Source organism: Clostridioides sp. LIBA-6822, from assembly GCF_056688955.1.
In genome coordinates this window covers 2,560,710-2,585,692 of sequence record NZ_CP196995.1, presented here as the reverse complement: position 1 = coordinate 2,585,692, position 24,983 = coordinate 2,560,710, and the positions used below count along the sequence as shown (strand labels likewise).

The window sequence follows — 24,983 nt, the reverse complement described above, 5'->3', positions numbered from 1 at the left end:
GGAAATTAGGAATTATGAAAATTATAGATTTATTAGATGAAAAATCAATTAAGTTAAATTTAAAGTCAAAAAACAAGTCAGAAGCAATAGAAGAATTAGTTGAATTAGTTGCAAACAGTGGCAACTTAAAAGACAAAGAAACTTACAAAAAAGCTATTTTAGCTCGTGAGGAAATGAGTACAACAGGAATTGGAGAAGGTGTAGCTATTCCTCATGCTAAGAATACATCAGTTACTAAAGCTTGTATAGCAGCAGCAATATCAAAAGAAGGTATAGACTATGAATCATTTGATGGAAGCTTATCAAATCTATTTTTTATGATAGCTGCACCAGATGGAGCTAATAATACCCATCTAGAAGTATTATCAAGATTATCTACAATACTTATGGATGAAGATTTTAGAAACAAACTTATAAATTCAACTTCTGAAAAAGAATTTAAGGAAATAATAGATAAAAAAGAGAGAGAGAAGTTCAGCGAAGAATATCAAGATGAAATAATTAGTGAAGAAAATATAGTAGATGTTAAAAATAAAAGTATTAATAAATATCCTCAAGTTTTGGCAGTAACAGCATGCCCAACTGGAATAGCACATACATTTATGGCAGCTGAAAGCTTAAGTAAAATGGCTGAAAGTAAAGGGATATCAATAAAAGTAGAAACTAATGGTTCAGCAGGTGTTAAAAATAGACTTACAAAAGAAGAGATAGAAAATGCAACATGTATAATAGTGGCAGCAGATAAAAATGTTGAAATGGCTAGATTCAATGGAAAAAAGGTCATAAAAACTAAGGTAGCTGATGGTATACACAAAGCAGAGGAACTTATAGATAAAGCTGTAAATGGAGATGCTCCAATCTATCATGGAGGAGAGATAAATCACAACGAATCAAATGAAGAAAGTGAAAGTGGATTTAGAAAAGTGTACAAACACTTAATGAATGGTGTATCTAACATGTTACCATTTGTTATTGGTGGAGGAATACTTATAGCCATAGCATTTTTACTTGATGATTATTCTATTGACCCTTCACATTTTGGCTCAAATACGCCAACAGCAGCCTTTTTTAAAGGAATAGGAGATAAAGCTTTTGGATTTATGTTACCTGTACTTGCTGGATATATAGCATATTCTATATCTGATAGACCAGCATTTGTTGTAGGTTTTGTAGGAGGAGCTCTTGCAGGTGATGGTGGTTCAGGTTTTTTAGGTGCATTACTTGCAGGTTTTATAGCAGGCTATTTAGTAGAAGGGCTTAAGAAAATATTTAGCGTATTACCAACTTCATTGGAAGGAATAAAACCAGTGTTATTATACCCTCTATTTGGAACACTTTTGATGGGTATTATAATGACATTTTTAGTAATACCTCCAGTCACAGCTATTAATAACGCAATGGTTGGATTTTTAAATGGTTTAGGAGGAACTTCAAAAATAGTTTTAGGATTAGTTTTAGGTGGAATGATGGCTGTCGATATGGGTGGACCTGTAAATAAAGCAGCATATGTTTTTGGGGTTGCATCACTTGAATCAGGACAATTTGAAATAATGGCAGCAGTAATGGCTGGTGGAATGGTTCCACCTCTTGCTATAGCTCTTGCAACTACATTTTTTAAAAATAGATTTACAAAAGAAGAAAGAGATTCTGGTAAAGTTAACTATGTAATGGGATTATCTTTTGTAACTGAAGGAGCGATACCTTTTGCAGCTGGAGACCCGCTTCATGTTATTCCAGCCTGTGTTGGCGGTTCAGCAGTAGCAGGAGCACTTAGTATGTTGTTTAATGCAGCTCTTCGTGCACCTCATGGAGGAGTATTTGTTATACCAGTAGTTACTCATCCACTTGGATATATATTATCTATAGCAATAGGTGCTGTGGTTGGAATGATGCTTTTAGCATTACTTAAAAAACCATTAAATCAAGAAGCATAGTAAATAAAGATTATTTAACAATTAAAAATGTTATGTTTTATAAAAATTAATATATTACTGAATTATTCTAAAGTAGGAAATTTATATAAAAGTGAACTTTGATATTCAAAGTTCACTTTTTGTGTAAAGGGATATTAATAGCTTCATAATTTTTAACATATAAGTTAAATTTTTTAACTAAACTATTAATTATTTATAGAAAATAAAGATAAATTTAGCAAAATAGTATTAATTTCAAAAATAAATAAATTATAAAGAAAGTATAGAAAAAAAGAATATTGCTGTCGAATTACATAGAGAAAAGCAATAAAAAACCTTTTCAAATTATGATATTATGTTTTAGTAAGTAAAAATATAGGAAGAGGGAGTGTTATTTTTGAAATTAAAAAGTAAAAAAGTATTCTCATTATTATTGACATTAGTTTTAGGAACAACAATGTTAGTTGGCTGTTCAAGTAAAGATGGTGAAACTACAAAAGAAGATACTTCTAAAAAAGATAAAGGGACTTTAAATGTAGGTGTATCAGTAGAATATGCACCATGGTGTTATAAAGAAAATGATGAAAATAAAGGTTTTGAAATTGATGTATGGAAGGAAATATCAAAAAGAACTGGTTATAAAGTAGAGTTTAAAACTGCTAAATTTAGTGGGCTTATGGGCATGTTAGACGCTGGTAAAGTTGACACAGTAGCACACCAAATGTCAACTACTCCTGAAAGAGTAGAAAAATATGATTTTTCAGATACTTACGCATATAGTAAGTATAAGTTTATAGTACCAGAGGATAGTACTATAAGTAAGATAGAAGACGTAAAAGGTAAAAAGGTAGGGTGTGTTCTAGGTGGTAATGGAGAAAAAACTATAAGAGATTTAAATGAAAAACATAACTTAGGGATTGATATAGTTACATATGATGGAGTACCTATGGAAAAGGATGTAGAAAATGGAAGAATTGATGTTGCATGGCTTTCAGAAGTTAAAGCTAAAACAACTATAGAACAAGGTAAACTTAAATTAAAGGTTGCAGATATAGATACTGGTGTATATGAAGTAAATCAATATCCATTTAGAAAAGAAGAGAAAAGTAAAGTCATTATAGAGGACGTAAATAAGGCTATAAAAGCAATGCATGAAGATGGAACATTTACAAAATTATCTGAAAAGTGGTTTGGTTTAGATACAACTAAGGAAAATTAATTGGAGGTTAAGGATGCAAGTATTTGATTTTGGATTTGCAGCAGATATATTTCCATTAATATTAAAATATTTGACAGTAACATTTAAAATGTCTCTGTTATCTTTGGGATTGGGAATTGTTATAGCTTTACTCATAGCATTAATTGTAGATGCTAAAGTTCCTATTTTAAAAACAGTATCAAGAATATATATATCATTTTTTAGAGGTACTCCTCTTGCTGCTCAACTTTTCTTTATATACTTTGGTCTAATTCAATTAGTACCAGAACTTAAAGCATTGGAATCATTTTCAGCAGCAGTAATAGTAATTGGTTTAAATTCTTCTGCTTATTTTGCAGAGAGTTTAAGAGGTGCTATAACATCTGTAGATAAAGGTCAAATAGATGCAAGTCTAGCATTTGGAATGACGTATGTACAAACAATGAAAAGAATTGTCTTACCACAAGCTATAAGGGTTGCAATCCCACCTTTTACAAATACTTTTGCAGATATTATAAAAGGAACTTCTCTTGCTTTTACTATTGGGGTTACAGAAATTATGGCAGTTGCCCAATCGGAAGCAGCAGCAAGTTATAAATATTTAGAAGCTTTTACTTGTGTAATAGTAGTATACTGGATTGTAAATCTTATATTAGGTTTTGTTCAGACCAAGCTAGAAGAAAGACTTAGTGAGGTATATTAAATATTATAAGAGATATTCATAAAATTGTGTAGATGTGTTTTGTTATTAAATATTACTGGAAAATTTGATTTCCAGTAATATTTTTTTGTAACTAGAAAAAGTTAATCAAAGGTTCTGGAATTTCTATTTTGTAAAATTTTTAGATTTTATACACTAAATTTTACAATGTGTTCTTAATTGTATTGACTTAATTATATAGTTATTTCTATTTATATATTAAGTAATGTAACAGTTTATTTATTACAATAATATATTTATTTTTATGCTATTTATAATAAATAAACTTGATGATGGGAAAACTATTATTATTTAATATGTAAAGGAGTATTTTAAATGAACGAATCGTATTGGTTTTTAAATTCAAGTCCAAAGGAATATAAAAAGTTAGGCGAAAATATAAAAGTAGAGTGTCTTATAGTAGGTGGAGGAATAACTGGATTGACAACTGCATATTTATTAGCAAAAGAGGGTAAAAAAGTAGCACTTGTTGAAGCTGATAAAATAGGATATGGAACTTCAGGAAGAAATACTGGTAAGGTAACTTGTCAGCATGACATATTTTATTCTAAGATAGAGAAAAAATATGGATTAGATAAAGCAAAATCATATTATAATGCAAATAATGAAGCTCTAGACTTAATTGAGCAAATAATAAAAGAGAATAATATCAAATGTGATTTTAAAAGAGAACCATCTTTTGTATTTACAGAAAAAGAAGAAACTATAAAAGACATAAAGGATGAATATCGTACATGCAAGAAAATAGGAGTAGATTGTGAGTATCATGAAACTATATCAGATATTCCATTAGACATAAAGGGAGCTATTAGTTTCACTAATCAAGGTCAATTTAATCCAAAGAAGTATATTGATGGATTAGCAGAAATGGGAGTACATTTAGGTGTAAAAATATATGAAGAGACACCAGTAGTAGATTTAGAAAAAGGGAAAATATGTAGAGTTAAGACAAGAGAAAATAATATAATAGAAGCTGAAAATGTTATAATTTCATCTCATAGTCCATGGTATGATGGGTTGAATTTTTATTTTGCAAAAGAATATGCAGAACGTGCTTACTTAATGGCAGCAGTTTTAGAAAATAAATTACCAGATGGTATGTTTATAAGTATAGATGACCCATCAATAACTTTTAGGCAATATAATGATGGAAATGAAAATTTACTGATTTTTGGAGGAGGAGACCATAAAGTTGGTCAGGGAGGAACTGAAAAAGACATATTTGATGACTTAGAACATTATGGAAAAAAGGTATTTAAGGTAAAAGATTTTAAATGCAAATGGTCAGCTCAAGATAATATGAGTTTCGATAATGTTCCTTATATAGGTTATATTAATAAAAGAGAAAATAATATTTATGTGGCTACAGGATTCTCTAAATGGGGAATTACTAATGGAACTGTTGCAGGAATAATAATAAAGGATTTGATAATAAACAGTAATTCCAATTATAAGGATACTTTTAATCCATCAAGATTAGGAAGTTATTTTTCAAAAGACTTTATAAAGGAAAATGCTAATGTAGCAATGAATTATGTAAGTGGAAAGTTAAAAATAGGTAGTGGAGATATGCCTAAAAATAATGGAGAAGGGAAGATTGTTAATATTGATGGAAAAAGGTATGGTGTGTATAAAGATGATATAGGAGATTTTTATATTGTAGATACTACATGTACTCATTTAGGATGTGAACTTAATTTTAATAGTGAAGAAAAAACATGGGATTGTCCATGTCATGGTTCTAGATTCGACTATAAGGGAAATATACTTGAAGGACCAGCTCTTAAGCCATTAAAGCTTTATGGACATGGTGATAATGATGTCAATCCTAAGCTATTATAGAATTGTTTTAGAAAGGTAAAGTGTGTATGAATAAACTTTTAAAACCAATAACTATATTATTATATATAGTATATGTTGTCTGTGCTATATTTTTTGCTATAAATAGGGCTTTTGGAAGTGTAGGATTAGTAGCAATCAGTTTAATTGGTACTTTTATACTTAGACTTTTAAATAAGCATAATGAAAGACTTTTAAGTAAAGAATTATATATTGTTCTTGCCTTATTTATAATGTTTTCATCATTGTTGGGAACTTGTTTTAATTTTTACGATATAAATTATTACGATGATTTTTTACATTTATGGTCAGGTATAATATCTAGTATTGTAGCATTTTCTATGATTAGATATTTTTATATACAAAAAGATATAAGCAAAATGAGCAAAATATTTTTAGTTATATTTGTATTTATGTTTAGTATGGGAGTAGCTAGTTTGTGGGAAATAGGTGAATTTTTAATGGATACTTTTATTGGCACTACGACGCAAGCTGGTGGATTAGAAGATACTATGATTGATATGATAGATGCTTTAATAGGTACAATTATAACTATCCCTTTTATAGTAAAAAAATCTAACATATAGATTTAAATTTTTTTATATTAATTATAATGGATTTGATTAATCATATAGTTTCAGGGTTTATATGATTAATTAAGTCCTTTTTTGTGATGATTATTAGATATATTTATTATGACTTTTAGTGTAAAAGATTTAAAAATACGATATTTTATAAAAACATGATATAATTACTATGAAATAAATGCTACATTGTAAGTATGAAAATGCATTAGATAGAAATTTCATAAGTGTACAAGTATAAAAAGTAATTTGTGTAAATAAAACTTTATAGTTATAGAAATATAAAAAATTAAAGGATTTATAGGAATAGTAAATATTTTATGTGATAATATAAAATAGTAGATAAAGTATTAGGAGGAACATTGAGTGTTAAAAAAGTGGTTTGGTATTATGAAAAAAAGACAAAAAAGTGATGCAGTAAAAGAAGAAGGTGAAATAATATTAAAAAACAAAAAAATATCGTCCGAAGAAAAGTCAATAGATGAAGAAGAAAAGACATTAATCAATAAAGACAAAACTATAAATAAAGAAGATGGAGTTTTAGAACAAGAAAGATTAATATTGAATGAAACATCATTTACAGAAGACGTAATGGCTAATATTGATAACGAAATATTAACTAAAGTGGAAGTAGTGGGTGATGATAATAAAATAGTAGAGGAAGAGTGGTTAATTAGCAAAAAGACTATAGAATCAGATGAAAAAGAAGTGTTTATTACTGATAAAAACATGAACTTATGTAAAAAAGAAGTTCAAATTGAAAGTGAAAAAACAAATTTAAAGAGATTTGAAGAATTTAACCAAAATGAAAGTAATAATATAGTAAAAAATATTATTGAAAAAAAAGAAATAAGTGAATGCTTGACAGAAGAAGATTTAGATTACATAAAAGAAATAAAAATAAAAAGAGGAAAAAGTATAAAAGCAATAAACTTGTATACTAAAGAAGAGAAGATTTTCGATACCCATATACAGTGTAGCAAAAGCCTTAAAATACCACTAGGATATATAAGAGAAAATTTAAAATATGGATATATGGATTACTTTGGAGATGCAATAAACTATTTAAGTAAAGTGTTAAATGTGGAAGAGTACTGTAAAAATGAATGGAGCTATTTAGAAAATAATAAATCTCCATCTGAGATATTTAATATTCTCAATGATAAAATATTTAGTACAAGACTTTCTGATAAAAAGAGAAATGAAATTTTGACCAATGATAAAATTGAAGCATTAAAAATGAATTATAAATTTGAATGTATCGATGAAGAATATGATGAATATTTTAAAAAATATAAGTCTATAATCAAAAGAGGTGGAAAGAAAAAGATTGAACTAGTAAATAAAAAAGGTGAAGTATTAGAGATATTTAAGTCTTTAGAAGAATGTTCTATTTATTTACAAAAAGAAAAAAATGAAGTTATACAGATGTTAAAGTATGGAGATACAAAAGTAGGAAGAAATTTTATAAGATATAGTTTGAGAAATATTTAATTTCATTTTAAATTCATGAGAGTTTCATTTCTGATTCACACATTTAATATTATTTTAATGTAAAATAATAAAAGTGAAGTATTGTACAATCAAAATTAAGGAGGATATTAATGTCTGAAGAAAAAAATCCAAAAGAAAATACATTAGATGAAATTAAAAAATCAGATAATGTAAGTTCTAAAAAAGATGATGTGTCAGATAAAAAGAGCACTGACAACAAAGTCAAAAAAAGAGAAATAAAATTAAATAATAAAACACTTAAAGCAGTTGTAGCAATTGTAGCAGTAGGAGCTATATGCCTAGGTGGAGGTTACATTTCTGGCAAAGAAGCTGGAAGAAAGTTACCAGCTACTTCAAAACACTACAATAGTAATGAAGTAGTGGCTACTATTGGAGACAAAAAAATAACAGGTGAGATGCTAAGAAAAAGAATGGAGCCATTATTTTATTTGAATGCAAAGACTACTATGAGTGATGACGAAATACGTTCATATGAATCAAATATGATTGAGACTATGATTACATCTGATATACTATCTACTGAAGCAACAAAAGAAAAAATAAGTATAACGGATGATGAACTAGATGCTCAATATAATAATTTAATGACTAGTATAGAATCTGCAATGGGTATGACTAAAGAAGAGTTTTTAAAACAGTTTGATTTGACTGAAAAATATATAAAAGATGATATGAAAAAAGAACTAATAGCATCAAAATATTTAAATGAAAAAGCAAAAGTGACTGATAAAGAAGCTGAGAATTATTACGATAAAAACAAGAGCAATTATTTACAAGTTAGAGCTTCACATATTTTAATAAAAACTGTTGATGATAAAGGTAAACAAGTTAGTGATAGTAAAAAAGCTGAACTTAAAAAAGAGGCTGAGGAAATACTTAAAAAAGCTCAAGCTGGAGAAGATTTTGCCACTTTAGCTAAAAAGTATTCTGAAGACAGTAGTGCAGAATCAGGTGGAGATTTAGGTTTCTTTGGTAAAGGTCAGATGGTAGAGTCTTTTGAAAAAGCTGCATTTGCATTGAAAAAAGGCGAAATATCTAGCAAACTTGTAGAAAGTGATTATGGATATCATATAATTAAGAAAACGGATGAGAAATATCAACCTTTTGAAGAAATAAAATCAGATTTAGTAAGTAGTCTAACATCAGAAAAACAAAATTTACTTATAAAAAACTTAAAAGAAAAAGATAAAGTTAAAATTACAGATAAATATCAAATGAAAGCTAAACAATAAATTAAGTCAATTTATTAAAAAAAGAAAGTTTTGATATATAGATAAAAGCTATTTTAAGTACTCCATATTGAGAATTTAAAATAGCTTTTGTTATTTTAGAATAAAAACAATTTACATATATGAATTGATAAAAAATAACTTGCAAAAAACATTAATAGAAAATATTTTGAATTTGAATTATTTAAATGAAAATAAGTAAAAATCAAAAAAATAAATACAAAAAGAATCAAATATTAAAGATATTATTTAAATATATATATATTAATATTTTCGCCTGAAAATACTGTAAAAATAATATTTTTCATAATTTTAAAAATAATAATAAAAAAATGAAAATACTGATGATATTCTATTGAGTAAACGTAAAAAAGATGATATTATAAGTATGTACTAAAATGATTAAAGTAATCTTAGTACTAAATTTAACTATAAAAAACAATGAGGGGGCGTTTTTTTTATGTCAAATACAGAAAGCGTATCTAAAAAAGGTGGTCATCCTAAGAGTTTTTGGCTTATTTGCATGACAATTTTATGGGAGAGATTTAGTTATTATGGTTTAACAGCTTTATTGGTATTATTTTTTACAGCAAGCATAGCTCAAGGTGGTTTAGGCCTTTCTACTCAAGAAGCAACATCTATGTTTGGGTTATTTACAGGTCTTATATATCTTACACCATTAGTTGGTGGCTGGTTAGCAGATAAAGTTTTAGGTCAACAAAAATGTATTTCTATAGGTGCACTTTTAATAGCAATAGGTGACTTCGTACTATTCGCTTCATCAACATCTATTGCAATGGTTTGGGTAGGCCTATCAATAATCATTTTAGGAAATGGTTTTTTTAAATCAAGTTGTTCAAATATAGTTGGGGATATATATCCTAAAACTGATGTGTCAAGAAAAGATGCAGCATACAGTTTATTCTATATGGCAGTAAATGTAGGAGCATTTATAGCCCCAATAATATGTGGATTACTTTCTGACAATGTCTTTGCAGTAAGAGGAGCAAGTGGAGATATAGTATCTTATGGATATAAGATGGCATTTTTAATTTGTGGTATAGGTATGATGTTAGGTATGATTATATTTACACTTCTTGCACCAAAATTACTAAAAGAAATTGGAAAACATCCTGTTACTAAAGGAAATAAAGGTGAAAAAATTGAGTATGGACCACTTACTAAGTTGGAGAAAAATAGAATAATAGCAATGGTTGTTTTGTTTTTATTTGTGGTCTTATTCTGGACAGCATACTATCAAACACAAAGTTCGTTTATGATTTATGTAAGGGATAATGTAAATAGAACTATATTTGGATTTGAGATGCCAGTAGCATGGCTTACATCATTAAACGCTATATTATGTGTAGCTTTATGCCCAGTATTGGCAGCTTTATGGGTTAAACTATCTAATACCAAAAGAGGTGACTTTTCTATTCCAGTTAAAATGGGATTAGGAATGATAATAATGGGTGTTGGTTTTATAGTGATGGTATTTGCTACATTAGCTAATGGTCCAAATGGAATGGTAAAGGCTAGCATGTTGTTTATATTAGTAACTTATATATTTACAACAGTAGGTGAATTGTTTTTATCTCCTATAGGACTTGCGATGTTTAATAAATTAGCTCCAGCTAAGTATGCTACATTATCTATGGGAGCATGGTATTTAACAAGTTTCTTTGCGAGTTTATTATCAGGAAAGATTGCTGGATTTACGGCTACACTTGGTTTTTTACAGATATTTGGAGGAATAGCATCAGTATTAATAATATTTGGTTTAATATTGCTGGGAATAAGAAATATATTAACAAAATTAATGGCTATGGATTTACTAACAAAAGAAGAATAATTCATGCTGAATTAGTATAAATAAAGGAAATTACATTTAAATATAAAATAAAATGTAATTTCCTCTTTAATTATGAAAAAAAGCTTTACACAGATAGATATTATAATTAAAATTATAATTGTGATAATTAGAGTGTATAAGATTTATATAAATTATATGAAAAATATTTATGTAATAAACTTTACATACTTATATATTTAGTTATTCAAACTATTATTTTGAGGAGGTCTTATTGTGAATATAAAAGACAGATTAAGTGAATTAAGAAGACTTATGGAAGAAAAAAACATAGATGCCTATATGATTCCATCTTCTGATAATCATCAAAGCGAATATGTAGGAGATTACTTCAAATCAAGAGAATTTATATCAGGATTTAATGGTTCAGCTGGTACAGTTATTGTTACTAAAGATGAAGCTGGATTATGGACAGATGGAAGATATTTCATACAGGCAGAGTCTCAATTAGAAGGAAGTACAATAAAATTATTCAAAATGGGACAAGAAGGTTGCCCAACTACAGATGAATATTTATATACAAATATTCCTGAAGGTGGAACTTTAGGGTTTGATGGTAGAGTTATATGTGCTAGAGAAGGAGCTACATTAGCTGAAAAATTATCTAAAAAAGGAATAAAGGTAGAATACCAATATGATTTAATAGATAGTGTATGGAAAGATAGACCTGCTTTATCAGACAGTAAGGCATTTTTATTAGATGTTAAATACTGTGGAGAAAGCTTCAGTTCAAAATTAGCTAGATTAAGAGAAAAAATGAGTGAAAAAGGTACTTCTACTCATGTAATAACTACTCTTGATGATATAGCATGGTTATTCAATATAAGAGGTGGAGATGTTAAATACAATCCAGTTGTACTTTCTTATGCAGTAATAACTTTAAAAGAAGTTTACTTATTTGTTGATGAAAGCAAGTTAAATGAAGAAATATTAAATGAACTAGCTAAAGAAAATGTTCAAATAAAACCATATAATGATGTATATGAGTTTGTAAAATCTATAGACAAAGCTGAAAAAGTTTTAGTAGATGGAACTAAACTTAACTATGCTATTTACAATAATATACCTTGTGAAGTTGAGAAGGTTGATGAATTTAATCCAGTGATGTTCTTTAAAGCACAAAAAAATGAGATAGAATTAGAAAATATAAGAAACTCACATATTAAAGATGGTGTAGCTTTCACTAAATTCATGTACTGGTTAAAGAAAAATGTAGGTAAAATGGAAATAACTGAAATAAGTGCTACTGAAAAATTAGAGAACTTAAGAAGAGAGCAAGAAGGTTTCTTTGAGCCAAGTTTCAATACAATTGCTGCATATAAAGAGCATGCTGCTATGATGCACTATAGTGCAACTCCAGAATCAAACTATAAGTTAGAAGCTGAAGGATTATTCTTAGTAGATTCAGGTGGACAATATTATGATGGAACTACTGATATAACTAGAACTACAGTATTAGGACCTATAAGTGATGAATTAAAATTACACTTTACTTCTGTAGCAAGAGGTATGATAAATCTTTCTAAAGTTAAGTTTTTACATGGTTGTAGAGGTTATAATCTAGATATATTATCTAGAAGTTGTATGTGGAATATGGGAATAGATTATCAATGTGGAACTGGACATGGTATAGGATTTGTGTTAAATGTTCATGAAGCACCAAATGGATTTAGATGGAGAGTAGTACCTGAAAGATTTGATAGTGCAGTTCTTGAAGAAGGAATGGTAACTACTAATGAACCAGGTATATATATAGAAGGTTCTCATGGTATAAGAACAGAGAATGAAATAGTAGTTAGAAAAGCTGAAAAGAATTTCTACGGTCAATTTATGGAATTTGAAGTTGTTACATTAGCTCCTATTGATTTAGATGGTATAGTTCCAGAATTAATGAATCAAGATGAAAAAGATTATTTAAACTGGTATCATAAACTAGTTTATGATAAAATATCTTCTTTCTTAACTGACGAAGAAAGAGAATGGTTAAAAGTGTATACTAGAGCTATATAGTTTGTAACTAAATATAATAAAAAATCGAGGTATATAATATCTCGATTTTTTATTACATTTTTATTCAATTTAGAAAAATTTCTTAATTTGATAATTCTACTAATTTTTTGTTCATTATAAGTAATATAATTCCAAAGAGTAATAAGAATGATGGTATCACTATGAATACTTGCAACATCCCAAGTTGGTCTATGATAGCTTGTGTATAACCAGACAATTTATTTGCAGCAAATTTACCTAAAAACCAAACTCCCATTAAAAATGAAATATATTTTTCAGGTGAAAGTTTATTTACCATACCATATCCAACTGGAGAAAAACAAATTTCTCCTATACTTTGGAATGTTAAAAATCCAACTACCCAAAACACACTTGCTTTATGGATAGAATTATGGTCTGTTCCTGTTTGTATAACTGCTACTATCATAAACAAAAACGCTATAGCCAGTAGTATAAATCCTAGACTCATCTTCTTAGGTACACTTAAATCACCTTTAGTAGTCTGAGATAGTTTTACCCATACTAGAGCAGATATAGGTCCAAGAATGACACAAAGAAGACCATTGTATGAATCTATCCATGAAGTTGGGATTTGAAAATTACCAACAGCAAGATTTATGTGTTCCTTTGTGTATAAGGCAATAGACATAGATGCTTGATTATATGCTATCCAAAAAAATACCGTAAAGAAAGCCAAAACTAATATTACTACTATTCTTTTTTTCTCAATTAAAGTTAATGGTTTTGAAGCGAGAATCTTTTTATATTCTAGCGATTTCTTTATAGATTCTTTCCCATCACTGAATCCGTTATTTAAAGATTTATAAAACTTTTTGTTCCCAACTATGAAAAATAATAAACCTATTAGAACAGTAATTGAGGAAAATAAGAATACATATCTATAGCCATACATACTTATAGAAGCACCACTTTTCATAGCAAACCATTCGTTAGCAACTAAACCACATACTAAAGGTCCAAATAATGTTCCTAAATTAGTAGCCATATATGTAATAGAGAAGGCTCCATCTTTTCTTGGGTCATCATTAGTATAAAGATTTCCGACTAAAGTGTGTAGATTTCCTTTATAAAAGCCTATTCCTAATCCAGATAAGAATATCATGATATTTATATCCGTTTTACTATCTGCTAAATATCCTAGGAAATAACCAATTGAAACCATTATCATTCCGAGTATAATACAGTTTTTAGGACCTAAAAATCTATCACTGACCCATCCGCCAATAACTGGAGAAAAATAAGTCCATGCCAAAAAAGATGCAAGCATTGATGCAGATTCTGCTGGTGTTAATCCCAAACCACCTTTAGATACTTGTTCAGCTAAAAACAATAATAATACCAACTTCATACCATAGTATGCAAGTCCTACAAAGGTAAATATCGAACAACAGAAATATAAATCCTTAGGTTGTTTAAGTTTTTCTTGAGTTTTTGAAACTGACATATGTCTAGAACCTCCAGATAAAGAATTTAACAAAAATTTACCATACTATATGAGTATATGTTTTTTTAATAGAGACGTCAACTTAAGAGATAATTTAATTAAGTTGCAAGATATGTAAAAATAGTATCATTTTTATATATTCAGTAATATTTTTTTATGAGAATATATGTTATTATTATATTAAAATACAACATATTATGGAAAGGATATGCCAATTTAGTAGTTAGATTGATTGTTTGGCAGGTGGGATGAGCTATGATAAGAAAGAAATCTGAATTACAAGTAGAAGTAAAGGAAAATTTGAATGGTGGTATTGGAAAAGTTAGGCTTGAAAACATAATACAAAATGAAGAGCTTAAAGGAAAAGGAAGACTATTTAAAAGAATAGCTTTACCAGCAGGAAGTTCAATTGGTGTGCATGACCATACAACGGATTTTGAAGTATATTATATATTAAAAGGAAAAGGAAAAGTATTTGATAATGGGGAGTTTATAGAAGTTAATGAGGGTGATGTAGTGTATACAGCTGATGGTGCAAAACATTCTATAGAGAATATAGGAGAAGAAGAACTTGAATTTGTAGCGCTAGTTTTATATATGTAAAATATGGAGGAGGAGTCATGACAAGCAAGATAGAAGAAATTAAGGACAAGATAAATAGATTTTGCAACTCCAATTTGAATCAAGAATATAAAGATATAAGTTTTAAAATTTTGCAAAACCTTTTAGATAATAACAAAGAGATAATTCATTCTTCTAGGGCTGATATATGGTCTTCAGCTATACTAAATATAGTTTTGGAGCAAAATCTTTTATATAATAAGAAGCATCCATTACATATAACAAAAAAAGAATTTTCAAAACAAATAGGTGTTTCTTTAAACACTATAAATAATAAATCATCTTTGATAAAGGAAGTTTGTAACATTGACTTCTTAAATCAAGATACTATAGCTATTTCTAATGTAGAATTTTGGGTAAAAGAAACGAATTCTAAGACAAAGTCTATAGATTTAGATTTAGAAAAGAAGAAAATATTGTATAAAAGATATATTAAGCTATCACAAGATGCTAATAGTAATATTGAATCAATTAGGTATATGGAAGAAGCCGTAAATACTGGAAAAAGTATGATTACTAAAGAAGATAAAGAGCTTGGATTTTGGAAAGGTCTATCCACTAGAGCCTATATGATAGCGCTTGAATCTCTTGCTAGGAAGTTAGAAAGTATTGATAACTTAAAGGAATCAAAAAAAGTATTAGAGTATTTAATAGGAATTAATCCTAGTGATGAGCAGGGAATAAGATATAAGTTGTTAAATATATTGATTAGATTAAATGATAGGACTTCAATAAATAAATTATTTGAGCTTTATAAAGAAGAAAAATCTGCTACATGGATGTACAGCAAAGCTCTTTATTACTTTAAAAACAAAAATGTGTTTTTAGCAAATGACTCTATTAAGCTTGCTAAAAGTAAAAATAAGTATATCGGATTATATTTGTTAGACTGGCGAAATGCCTTTGGTAGAGAATTTGTTACAGAAGAAGAAAAGGCTGAAGCGGTATATTATTATGATGAAAATATAGTTCTTTGGAATGAAGTCAAAGGTTCAATAGATTGGTTGTTAAAAAAAATGTTGGAATTTTCATAAAAAAAACTACTCCTTACTTTTATATAAGTAAAAGGAGTAGTTTTTAATTTATACATCTAGTTTTAAATCTCCTGCTTTTATTAACCCTTTTTTTCTCATAAATTCTGAAATTAGTAAGGTTACAATAGCAGGAAGTATAAAGTTAAGTAAAAGTATACCAATCCACATAGTTGTACCTCCTTTTCCAGCACTTTGCATAGCAGTTACTGTTCCAAATTGTCCAACCAATCCACAAGTACCCATACCTGAGCCAATAGGAATATTCTCCATTTTAAATATTGTTGTAGACAATGGGCCAAGTAATATTGAAGCAACAGTAGGTGGTATCCAAATTTTCCAGTTTTTTATTATATTAGGAACTTGAAGCATAGATGTACCAAGTCCTTGTGCCACTAGACCTCCTACTCCGTTTTCTCTAAAGCTCATAACAGCAAAACCTATCATTTGGCAACAACAACCAACAGTTGCCGCTCCACCAGCGAGACCTCCTAAACTAAGCATCATACAAATAGCTGCACTACTTACAGGTAATGTAAGAGCTATTCCAACAAGTGCAGATACTAGAGCGCCCATTATTATAGGTTGCATAGTTGTAGCTTGCATTATTATGTTTCCAAATGAAGTCATAAATGCAGAAACAGCTGGTCCAATAAGTTGTGCTACAAGTACTCCAATTAGTATTGTTACAGCAGGTGTAACCAATATATCTACCTTTGTTTCTTTTGAAACTAATTTTCCAATCTCTACTGCAAAAAGTGTAGCAACAAATGCTCCAACAGGACCTCCCAATTCGTTACCACAAGCTCCAACAAGTGCACAAGAAAATAGTACAAGTGGAGGTGCTTGAAGCCCATAGGCAATAGCCACTGCTATAGCTGGACCAGTAACCTGTTTAGCAAGAGGACTTATAATTTCAGTAAAAAGAGAAATGTTGAAGTTGTCTCCTAATGTGTTAAAAATTGTTCCAATTAAAAGGGAAGAAAAAAGACCGAGTGCCATGTAACTTAACGCATCAATAAGATACCTTTGAACAGAAATTTCAATATTTTTTCTTTTAGCGAATGATTTGAAATCTTTTTTTTTGTAATTGATTTCCAATTTAAAGTCCTCCTCATATAATACAAGTATAAATTTCTTTTGAATTAATTATATAACTTTTTAGCTGACAAGACAAATGTTATTTCACTAAAATTAGACTATTGTAATAGTAAGAAATTAACACTAATTTTAGTTTTAAATTTTAAATTTATGGTTTATAATTAATATAGGGATATTCTGAAATATAATAATTTTCCAGTTTATGCCAATGTTTAACTTAGGTAGATTGCTTACAAAACAAATGATTATATATTAGGCTAAAGGAAGTGGATAGATGAGATTTGTAGAAAATAAGAAATACAGAAAAATTGCCATAATTATATCTATTCCTATATTGCTTGTTGCGCAGTACTACCTTTTTAAATTTGGAATACTTAGACCAATGGTAAAGGGAGTAGAAATCGAAATTGTAGATGGGGAATATGTTAAAGATTTAGATAAATATGTAGTAAAATTAAATGAAACAGTTACTTTGTCTACTGGTGAATATATTAAAGTTCCTTCATATGCTAAAGACCCAAATATTTGGTTTAATGTGTTGGATAATTCAGGGACTTTAAAAATAGATGGAAATAAGATGACAGCATTAAAGGTTGGGTATTCTTCTGTGGGTATAATGAAAAATTCAAGAGTGTTAAAAAAAGCTACTATAAAAGTAGTAGACCCAGAAGTAGAATCACTAGATATGGAGATTAATGGGGATTTAAAACATGTTGGTGATAGTGCTACTATAGAAAGTACAATAGAGGTTGATTATGATAAATTTAAAAAATCATATAAACCTATTTATAAGAGTAGTAATGAAGATGTTCTAAAAATTAAAGGAAATACAGTAAGTGCAGTTGGAGTTGGAAAAGCTACAATATATGCTAAGTGTGGAAACAAAGAAGTAGAGAGAACCTTTAGAATTCAAGCTATAGTGGCGGAAATAAATATGAATGATGTAAAAATAGAAGTTGACCAAAATGAAAAATTAAAACCGGATATAATAACTTCTCCACCTGGTTTAAAGGCACCAACAATATATTATGAGTTAGCAGATTCAAAATTACCTGTAGAAAGAGCAATAAGTCTAAGTAATGATGGAAATATTGTAGGGCTTAGAGAAGGTAAGGAAAGAGTAAGAATAACTTGTGGAGATAAATCTAAAATAATAACTGTAACAGTAGTTAAAGAAACTATAACGAATGACTATATACAAAACTTAGTAGGGTCACATAAAATAGTAAATAATAAAATTATCATTAAGCTTGAGTGGGACTATATGAAAGATGTCTTTGATTATGATATATACCTTAAAGACAAATTGTCAGGAGAATCATTTAAGAAAATCAAATCTATAACTATAAATGAAAGTGATTTAGGAAAATCACAAAAGGTATATGCTACTATAGAAGTAGATATAAAAGATAATCAAAATTTAGATTTTGATATTTATGTTGTAGGTAAGAAAGATTCAGATACAACTAAGCCAAGTAATGTCATAAATATCACTAATGGAAATGGAAATTCAACTAATGATAATAATATTCAAGATATGAAGGTTGAAAACATATCAGCTAATGTTGATAGAGATAACAATGTTATTAGAGTTAACTGGAGTAGTGTATCTCATAAGGGTTGTACCTATAGTATATATGTAAAAAATAATACTAATGGAGATGGAGACTTTACACTGTATCAAAGTGATATACAAGGTAATGAGCATACTATAAATATTCCTGAGGGAGACTTAAATCTAGATATTTATGTTGTTGCAAATTATGAAGGAAAAAACTCTCAAAATAGTGATGTTATAAATGTAAGATAGATTTGTATACAGATTAAGAGTGTCAAGTTTGTGATTTATTGAAAAATTAAATTAAAAAAAGAGGATAGTATGAGAATATGAACATCACTCCATTTAGTAGACACAGTATCTTGTTTACTGTGTCTACTAAATAGAGCATTGTTAAACAATCATACTATCCTTTTTTATATAGGGGTTTCAAATTTTTAGTGTTAAAAGTATTTTTTGCTAACTAACACCATCTTAGATTGACTTTAATGCAGCTTCTATTGCATGTATTAGTGTTGTATCAAATAGTGGAATAGAAGTATCATTTTGTTTAATTAGAAGATCTATTTCTGTACATCCTAATATGATACCATCTACACCTTGTTTGCCAAGCTTATCTATAATTGATAAGAAAGCTTTTTTTGAAGAGTCAGATACAATTCCTACACAAAGTTCATTAAATATTGTATTGTTTACTATTATACGGTCTTCTTCGTTTGGAATTAAAACTTCAATCCCATTATTAATAATTATGTTTTTATAAAAATCTTGCTCCATTGTATATTTAGTACCCAATAAAGCTACTTTTTTTATTCCTTTTTCCTTCAATACTTCAGCAGTTACATTTGCTATGTTTATTAATGGGATATGTATCTTTTCTTGTATTTTATCTGCTACCTTATGCATAGTATTAGTACATATAACAATAAAATCTGCACCTGCATCTTGTAATTTAATTGCAGCATCAGATAGAATTTCAGCACTTTTTTCCCAATTTCCGCTAGACTGGCATTCTTCAATTTCTTGAAAATCTACACTGTAAAGTATACACTTAGAAGAATGTAGTCCACCTAATCTTTCTTTTATTACTGTATTAATAACTTGGTAATATGTAATGGTACTTTCCCAACTCATACCACCAATTAAGCCTATAGTCTTCATATTTATACCTCTCTTATTCTGTTTATTTTGAAATAGCTATTTACAAATACAAGTATAGCATCTAAAATATAAGCATACAATAATAAAATTGTATGGAGGACAATTATATTAAAAGGAGTAATTATATGCCAATAAATTCATTTGAAAACTATCCTATGACATGGAAACCAAAATTAAATAATCGAAAACCACCAATATATAAAACTTTGGCAATGTTATTAGAAGAAGATATTAAAATAGGAAATTTAAATCCTGGAGATAAGTTACCACCACAACGAGAATTAGCAGATTTTCTAGATTTGAATTTAAGTACAATAACACGAGCATTTAAACTTTGTGAAGAGAAGGGGTTAATATGTGCAAAAGTAGGAAAAGGAACTTTTATTTCTTCTGATGTAAATGTAAGCAATACATTATTATATCAAACAGAATCAAAAGATATAATTGAACTAGGTACAGTGCATCCTCCTTATGAGCAAAATACATATATCATTGATTTTATTAAAAATGTACTAAAACAACCAGAAATGGATAGATTTTTACAATACATGTCTCCTTCTGGCACATATATGCAAAAAAAATCAATTGCAAAATGGATAGAAAGAAACAATGTATATACTAGTGAAGAAAATATACTACTATCTACAGGTAGTCAGAATGCTATATGTGCAACTTTACTAGGACTATTTAAAGCTGGAGATAGAATTGCTACAGATTCTTTGAGTTTTTCTGGAATTAAATCAATAGCTAAAATGATAGGTATTCAATTGATTCCAATTCCTCAAGAAAATAATGAAATGTCAATAGAATCTCTCGAAATTTATTGTAAAAATGAAAATATAAAAGGCATATATCTTATACCAGACTATCATAATCCAACAACACATTCTATGTCTAATTTATCTCGCAAAAAAATTGCAGAGATAGCAAAAAAGTATAATATAATAATTATTGAAGATGCAATAAATAGTATTCTTAGACCTAATATACAAACTCCTATATTTTCTTTAGCTAGTAACAATACTGTATATATTTTTAGTACATCTAAGTTTTTATGTGCTGGTCTTAGAATAGCATTTGTAGTTGCTCCAAAACGCTATATAGAAAACTTAGAAAAGGCACTATATAATATGAATCTAATGGTTTCTCCATTTACTGCGGAAATAGTACACCGTTTATTGTATTCTCCTATTATAGATAAAATTATAGAAGAGAAAAAAGATGCAATTGTAGAAAGAAATAAAATTGCTGATAAAATTTTATCAAATTATAATTTAATTGGTGATAAAAATTGTAGTTTTCGTTGGTTACTTCTTCCTGATGAATTAGATGGAAAGTCATTTGAAATATGTGCAAAAAATCTAGGCGTTCAAGTATATTGTGCTGAACGTTTTTCAGTTGGTAATTCTACAGTACCAAAAGCAATTCGTATTTGTGTAACAGCTCCAAAAGATATAGAAGAATTGGAAAAAGGGCTGAATATAATAAAGTCACTTCTTAAGAGCCAGAGTTACTTTACTATGATTTAATTAAATAAATAAAAAAGCGGAGAAATTTATTATAATAAACCTCCGCTTTTATTATTTAATGAAATACTTTATTTTCTATTAAAATTTTAACTTTAATAATCTTGAAAAAATAATCATTTTATGATAAAATAATTCTTAAAAATAGAAAAAATTAATCATTTGTTAAAAAAAATGCATAATATATTGTAATTTATTGACGAAAGTGGAAAAATATTCACAAATGTGTAAAATAACAGAAAAAATGCAAAAATAAGTTCAATTTCATTTGTTATAAAATCTATATGGCAAAGTTAAATCTGCCTATCAGAATGATATAAACACATCAGAAAGGAGGATGCTATCAAATAATATGAGTAAGTTAATTTTGATAGCGAAGAATTATGAATGAACAAACTAGAATATCCTTAGAGAGAGCTGCTGAACTAAAATCAAAAATTGATGATTATATTCAGGCTAGAAAAACTATTAACAGAGGTCTTGAAAAAGAAGAAGAGATAAATAAACGAAAACAGAAAATATTAAATTTATTAAATGGAACAGAAGAAGATTGGAATAACTACAAATGGCAATTATCAAATAGAATAACAGATGTAGATACTTTATCAAAGATTATCACTCTGACTAAAAAAGAAAAAGAATATATAAAAGAGGTTGGTACTCAATTTAGATGGGCTATATCTCCATATTATTTGAGTCTGATAGACCCAGAAGACATATGTGACCCGATAAAATTGCTGTCCATACCAACACATATAGAATTAGAAGATGAACAAGAAGATTTAGACCCAATGGGAGAAGAGTACACAAATCCAGCAGGGTGTATAACAAGAAGATATCCAGATAGATTAATAATAAATGTAACAAATGAGTGTGCTATGTATTGTAGACACTGTCAAAGAAGAAGAAATATTGGTCAACAAGATTCTCATAAGTCAAAAGCTATTATCCAAGAGTCTATAGACTACATTAGAGAGAATGAAGAAATAAGGGATGTATTGGTGACTGGAGGAGATGCTCTTACATTAAAAGATGATTATTTAGAATGGATTCTTAGCCAACTTAAAGAAATACCACATGTTGATTATGTTAGATTAGGTACTAGAACTCTTGTTACAATGCCACAAAGAATTACAGATGAATTTTGTAACATGCTAAAAAAATATCATCCTATATATATAAATACACATTTCAACCATCCAATGGAAATAACTAAAGAGTCTAAAGAAGCTTGTGAGAAGCTAGCAAATGCAGGAGTTCCATTAGGGAATCAAGCAGTATTATTGAATGGTATAAACAATGATAAATTTGTAATGAGATGTTTAAATCAAGAATTACTAAAAATAAGAGTAAAACCGTATTATATATTCCAAAGTAAGCATGTAAAGGGAACAAAACATTTTAACACATCAGTAGATGATGGTCTTGAAATAATGGAATATCTGAGAGGATACACATCAGGAATGGCTATACCAACATATATAGTTAACGCTCCAAAAGGAGGAGGAAAGACTCCATTACTTCCACAATACCTTGTATCAAAAGGAACAGATTATGTTATGCTTAGAACATGGGAAGGCAAAGTTGTAAAAATGGAAGATGAACCTGCTGTAGATATAAAGAAACTTATAAAAGAGCAAGCACAGGATTAATAAATATTTAAATTGCAAAAAAAGAAACAACTTTAAAATAAAAATAAAATGGATGCTAAATTTATACCAATTTGCATCCATTTTTTATTAGTTATTTATTATTTTGTTGTTGATTAACTAATTCAAGATATCCACTTGGGTGGAAGTAATATATCTCAGAAGTATTTTCATTTACAAAGTAACCAATGTCACCATCTGCATCTGGTAAAAATACATAACCATTAAGATTTTTAGCTTTTAATGCTTCGAAATCGCTAGCATTTCCTTGATATATGTAATCAACTTCATTGTTGTATTTTACTAAAAGTTCTTTAGCTTGTTCTTGAGTCAATTTAGTATTTTGGCTTACAGGAACATCCTTTTGAGAATCGGCATAAGAAGATTCATTTACTGGTGCAGTTAATAACAAACAAGATAAAACTAATAAAGATATAAGTGCTTTTTTCATACTAAAACCCTCTTTCGTGTTTAATTATATAAGATTCATTACTTAATAATATTGTATGTTTCCTATAATTAAATATTACCATTAAAGAGAATAATATTACAGTTACACAGCTGTAACCTTTGATTACAAAATCGTAATTAAATTGTATTTTTATTCCATCTGTATTTTATCATGCCTACGATTTACAAATTCACAGAAATATATCTTTATAACACCCATCACAGGTGCTGATAGAATCATGCCAGGTATACCAAAGAACCCTCCTCCAACAGTAACTGCTAGTATTGTAAAAAATGGACTAAGACCTAGTTGTCCACCTACGATTTTTGGTTCTATAAATGTAACTTCAACTTGCTGAATTATTATTAAATAAATCAAAGAAGTTAGTGCAGTTGTTGGGTTGGAGAATAAATTAATTATTACAACTGGTGCCATACCTATTACTGGACCAAAATATGGAACCATATTCATAACACCCATAAGTGTGCCAAATAACAGCGCATATTCAGATTTTAAAAAGTAAAGACCAATTCCAGAAAGTAACCCAACTATAAAAGAATCTAGAATCTTGCCTGTAAAGTATTTACCAATATTTAAATTTAAGCTCTGACATAACTCTATTATAAAATCTCCATATTTTTTACCTAAAGAAATATAAACTATTTTCTTTGTAAATAATAAGAATTTTTCTTTTTCTAATAATATATAGAAACAAATTATAAAACCTAAAAGGAATTGCACTATAAATTTTCCAACAGAGAATGTAGTACTAAATATTCCTCCAAGTGAGCCAATAAGCAAGTTACTAAACTTAGGCATTACACTCATAATTTTGTCGCCATATTCTTTTAATGTATTAGGGTCTACTGATTGTAAACTTTTACCTAAATCAAATAGGAACTGCTCCGTTTTATTTATATATGTAGGAACCTGAGATACCAAATCAGTTAAACTATTCACTATGGATGGAACTGTAAATAGTATAAAGGCAATTAATATAACTATTAGTACACCATAAGTAAGAAGTAAAGAGTATATTCTCTTAAAATTTAGTTTACTTTCCAAAAACTTTACTAGTGGATTGAATATATATGCTAATATAAATGCTATTATAAATGGTGTAAGCAGTGACATTAATAAACTTACCATTCCAAAAAAATATTTATAGTTATCAATAACTTTAATCAAGATGTATGAAACAACCACAGTAAGTACAATATTTAAATAAATTTTCTTGTCTTGCAAAATAACACAACCTTTCTTATATTTGTTAAATTTAAATATATCTAAATTTAAGTTCAAGTTAACATTTATAGCTTATTATACAATAAAAAGCAGTATTAATATAGTATGATTAATATGAAATTATAAATACATTAAAATTTTATATTTATGATTAAAAATAATGAAAATTAATTAAGTTATGTCTATATATAACTTAATTCTAAAAAAAGTGATGTCTTTAATTAAAATAAGTTTGTTATAATCTAAAATTTGTATAAGAAGTTATCTTTTCTTATTTTTTAAAATATATATTTCAT

Annotated in this window: 19 protein-coding genes; 14 read left to right on the top strand and 5 right to left on the bottom strand. The window is 28.1% G+C overall.

Annotated features, from left to right (window positions below):
• Positions 1–14: 14 nt before the first annotated feature.
• From ACTG48_RS12325 to ACTG48_RS12285, 9 genes are all read left to right on the top strand, one after another.
• Entirely contained in the window at positions 15–1,934 is a 1,920-nt protein-coding gene (locus ACTG48_RS12325; RefSeq protein WP_479916976.1) for a PTS fructose transporter subunit IIABC, read from the top strand.
• 376 nt (positions 1,935–2,310) lie between these two features.
• Positions 2,311–3,132 (top strand): transporter substrate-binding domain-containing protein, encoded by an 822-nt coding sequence (locus ACTG48_RS12320; protein ID WP_021385223.1) that lies wholly within the window; start codon positions 2,311–2,313, stop codon positions 3,130–3,132.
• 13 nt (positions 3,133–3,145) lie between these two features.
• Positions 3,146–3,814 (top strand): amino acid ABC transporter permease, encoded by a 669-nt coding sequence (locus ACTG48_RS12315; RefSeq protein WP_021385257.1) that lies wholly within the window; start codon positions 3,146–3,148, stop codon positions 3,812–3,814.
• 333 nt (positions 3,815–4,147) lie between these two features.
• Positions 4,148–5,674 (top strand): FAD-dependent oxidoreductase, encoded by a 1,527-nt coding sequence (locus ACTG48_RS12310; RefSeq protein ID WP_479916975.1) that lies wholly within the window; start codon positions 4,148–4,150, stop codon positions 5,672–5,674.
• Positions 5,675–5,700: 26 nt separating this feature from the next.
• Positions 5,701–6,258, top strand: a complete 558-nt coding sequence (locus tag ACTG48_RS12305) for a DUF2238 domain-containing protein (RefSeq protein ID WP_021385210.1) — start codon at positions 5,701–5,703, stop codon at positions 6,256–6,258.
• Positions 6,259–6,621: 363 nt separating this feature from the next.
• Complete coding sequence (locus tag ACTG48_RS12300) at positions 6,622–7,749, top strand: hypothetical protein (RefSeq protein WP_021385162.1); 1,128 nt, start codon at positions 6,622–6,624, stop codon at positions 7,747–7,749.
• 110 nt (positions 7,750–7,859) lie between these two features.
• Positions 7,860–9,002, top strand: a complete 1,143-nt coding sequence (locus ACTG48_RS12295) for a peptidylprolyl isomerase (RefSeq protein ID WP_021385262.1) — start codon at positions 7,860–7,862, stop codon at positions 9,000–9,002.
• A 457-nt stretch (positions 9,003–9,459) separates the two neighbouring features.
• Positions 9,460–10,851 (top strand): peptide MFS transporter, encoded by a 1,392-nt coding sequence (locus ACTG48_RS12290; protein WP_021385177.1) that lies wholly within the window; start codon positions 9,460–9,462, stop codon positions 10,849–10,851.
• A 234-nt stretch (positions 10,852–11,085) separates the two neighbouring features.
• Positions 11,086–12,879 (top strand): aminopeptidase P family protein, encoded by a 1,794-nt coding sequence (locus tag ACTG48_RS12285; protein ID WP_021385127.1) that lies wholly within the window; start codon positions 11,086–11,088, stop codon positions 12,877–12,879.
• Between the two features lie 82 nt (positions 12,880–12,961).
• Here the strand turns inward: ACTG48_RS12285 and ACTG48_RS12280 are convergent, their stop codons facing one another.
• Positions 12,962–14,344, bottom strand: a complete 1,383-nt coding sequence (locus ACTG48_RS12280; RefSeq protein WP_021385121.1) for a peptide MFS transporter — start codon at positions 14,342–14,344, stop codon at positions 12,962–12,964.
• A 255-nt stretch (positions 14,345–14,599) separates the two neighbouring features.
• Between ACTG48_RS12280 and ACTG48_RS12275 the strand changes: the two genes are divergently transcribed.
• On the top strand, positions 14,600–14,947 hold the full coding sequence (locus tag ACTG48_RS12275; RefSeq protein WP_021385151.1) for a cupin domain-containing protein: 348 nt from the start codon (positions 14,600–14,602) through the stop codon (positions 14,945–14,947).
• Positions 14,948–14,964: 17 nt separating this feature from the next.
• A complete protein-coding gene (locus ACTG48_RS12270) occupies positions 14,965–15,999 on the top strand; it encodes a DUF6398 domain-containing protein (RefSeq protein WP_479916974.1) in 1,035 nt (344 codons plus the stop codon).
• A gap of 48 nt (positions 16,000–16,047) precedes the next feature.
• Here the strand turns inward: ACTG48_RS12270 and ACTG48_RS12265 are convergent, their stop codons facing one another.
• The gene (locus tag ACTG48_RS12265; protein ID WP_479916973.1) at positions 16,048–17,097 is read right to left on the bottom strand and encodes a PTS sugar transporter subunit IIC; all 1,050 of its coding nucleotides are present in this window, start codon (positions 17,095–17,097) and stop codon (positions 16,048–16,050) included.
• 274 nt (positions 17,098–17,371) lie between these two features.
• Here ACTG48_RS12265 and ACTG48_RS12260 point away from each other — a divergent pair, with 274 nt between their 5' ends.
• A complete protein-coding gene (locus ACTG48_RS12260) occupies positions 17,372–18,907 on the top strand; it encodes a hypothetical protein (protein ID WP_479916972.1) in 1,536 nt (511 codons plus the stop codon).
• Between the two features lie 222 nt (positions 18,908–19,129).
• Here ACTG48_RS12260 and ACTG48_RS12255 read toward each other — a convergent pair whose 3' ends face one another.
• Entirely contained in the window at positions 19,130–19,816 is a 687-nt protein-coding gene (locus ACTG48_RS12255; protein ID WP_479916971.1) for an aspartate/glutamate racemase family protein, read from the bottom strand.
• 125 nt (positions 19,817–19,941) lie between these two features.
• Between ACTG48_RS12255 and ACTG48_RS12250 the strand changes: the two genes are divergently transcribed.
• Complete coding sequence (locus ACTG48_RS12250) at positions 19,942–21,345, top strand: aminotransferase-like domain-containing protein (RefSeq protein ID WP_021385256.1); 1,404 nt, start codon at positions 19,942–19,944, stop codon at positions 21,343–21,345.
• A 380-nt stretch (positions 21,346–21,725) separates the two neighbouring features.
• Positions 21,726–22,994: a glutamate 2,3-aminomutase gene (eam, locus tag ACTG48_RS12245; RefSeq protein ID WP_021385198.1), complete on the top strand. Its 1,269-nt coding sequence runs from the start codon at positions 21,726–21,728 to the stop codon at positions 22,992–22,994.
• 91 nt (positions 22,995–23,085) lie between these two features.
• Here the strand turns inward: eam and ACTG48_RS12240 are convergent, their stop codons facing one another.
• Both ACTG48_RS12240 and ACTG48_RS12235 read right to left on the bottom strand, forming a co-directional pair.
• Entirely contained in the window at positions 23,086–23,442 is a 357-nt protein-coding gene (locus ACTG48_RS12240; RefSeq protein ID WP_021385105.1) for a hypothetical protein, read from the bottom strand.
• Between the two features lie 150 nt (positions 23,443–23,592).
• Entirely contained in the window at positions 23,593–24,687 is a 1,095-nt protein-coding gene (locus tag ACTG48_RS12235) for an AI-2E family transporter (protein WP_479916970.1), read from the bottom strand.
• Positions 24,688–24,983 lie beyond the last annotated feature (296 nt).

What these genes read in the sequence shown, in the direction of transcription:
- ACTG48_RS12310 (WP_479916975.1), top strand. Translation starts at nt 4,148, where the DNA reads ATGAACGAATCGTATTGGTTTTTAAATTCAAGTCCAAAGGAATATAAA.
- eam (WP_021385198.1), top strand. Translation starts at nt 21,726, where the DNA reads ATGAATGAACAAACTAGAATATCCTTAGAGAGAGCTGCTGAACTAAAA.
- ACTG48_RS12270 (WP_479916974.1), top strand. Translation starts at nt 14,965, where the DNA reads ATGACAAGCAAGATAGAAGAAATTAAGGACAAGATAAATAGATTTTGC.
- ACTG48_RS12240 (WP_021385105.1), bottom strand. Translation starts at nt 23,442, where the DNA reads ATGAAAAAAGCACTTATATCTTTATTAGTTTTATCTTGTTTGTTATTA.
- ACTG48_RS12325 (WP_479916976.1), top strand. Translation starts at nt 15, where the DNA reads ATGAAAATTATAGATTTATTAGATGAAAAATCAATTAAGTTAAATTTA.
- ACTG48_RS12315 (WP_021385257.1), top strand. Translation starts at nt 3,146, where the DNA reads ATGCAAGTATTTGATTTTGGATTTGCAGCAGATATATTTCCATTAATA.
- ACTG48_RS12250 (WP_021385256.1), top strand. Translation starts at nt 19,942, where the DNA reads ATGCCAATAAATTCATTTGAAAACTATCCTATGACATGGAAACCAAAA.
- ACTG48_RS12275 (WP_021385151.1), top strand. Translation starts at nt 14,600, where the DNA reads ATGATAAGAAAGAAATCTGAATTACAAGTAGAAGTAAAGGAAAATTTG.
- ACTG48_RS12295 (WP_021385262.1), top strand. Translation starts at nt 7,860, where the DNA reads ATGTCTGAAGAAAAAAATCCAAAAGAAAATACATTAGATGAAATTAAA.
- ACTG48_RS12280 (WP_021385121.1), bottom strand. Translation starts at nt 14,344, where the DNA reads ATGTCAGTTTCAAAAACTCAAGAAAAACTTAAACAACCTAAGGATTTA.
- ACTG48_RS12290 (WP_021385177.1), top strand. Translation starts at nt 9,460, where the DNA reads ATGTCAAATACAGAAAGCGTATCTAAAAAAGGTGGTCATCCTAAGAGT.
- ACTG48_RS12305 (WP_021385210.1), top strand. Translation starts at nt 5,701, where the DNA reads ATGAATAAACTTTTAAAACCAATAACTATATTATTATATATAGTATAT.
- ACTG48_RS12260 (WP_479916972.1), top strand. Translation starts at nt 17,372, where the DNA reads ATGAGATTTGTAGAAAATAAGAAATACAGAAAAATTGCCATAATTATA.
- ACTG48_RS12255 (WP_479916971.1), bottom strand. Translation starts at nt 19,816, where the DNA reads ATGAAGACTATAGGCTTAATTGGTGGTATGAGTTGGGAAAGTACCATT.